Source organism: Mesorhizobium album (assembly GCF_033977205.1).
Classification (GTDB): Bacteria; Pseudomonadota; Alphaproteobacteria; order Rhizobiales; family Rhizobiaceae; genus Mesorhizobium; species Mesorhizobium album.
Genome location: NZ_JAVIIW010000161.1, coordinates 1 through 604, shown reverse-complemented (window position 1 = coordinate 604; position 604 = coordinate 1). Strand labels below are relative to the sequence as shown.

General features: G+C 62.4%; 1 protein-coding gene. It reads left to right on the top strand.

What is annotated here, in order from left to right; genetic code table 11:
* Positions 1-292: 292 nt before the first annotated feature.
* The coding region (locus tag RFN28_RS34720) for a transposase (protein WP_320291613.1) at positions 293-604 on the top strand (312 nt) is incomplete at its 3' end.

The window sequence follows — 604 nt, the reverse complement described above, 5'->3', positions numbered from 1 at the left end:
GCCCGGTCACCTTCAGCAACGGCCTCAAACGTTTCCACGCCATCGCCGAGGGCTTCGCTCTTGCAAATCCCGACTAACCCCACCCAAAGCAAATGTGTGCGCACGCTAGCCTTTGTGGGGGAAGGTGGATCGGCGCGCAGCGCCGAGACGGGGTGTTGGCCGAAGTGCCGTCGGCGCCAAGCTGGAGTGCCCCTCATCCGCCGCCTTCGGCGACACCTTCTCCCACAAGGAGGGCTTTGCACAGAATCGGATCAGTGATTCCATGCGGATATCCAATGAGAGGGGATTCGCGATGGTTGATCGGGTGCTTGGTCAGTTGAGCCTTGCGGACGGTCTGGCGTCGTCGGATGAGACGATTTTCGACCTGATAGCGAAGGAACTGGACTGGGCGCCGATCCGAACCTTGCTTGGTGAGCGCAGCGGTCCCGGCTCGGGCAACACCAGCTATCCGGCGGAACCGCTGCTGCGCTGCCTTTTGCTGGGCATGTGGCATGGGCTGAGCGATCCGGCGCTGGAGGCGCAGATTCGAGATCGACTGTCGTTCCGCCGCTTTGCCGGCTTCAGCCTTTCGGACCGCACACCCGATCATTCGACGCTGTGGCGT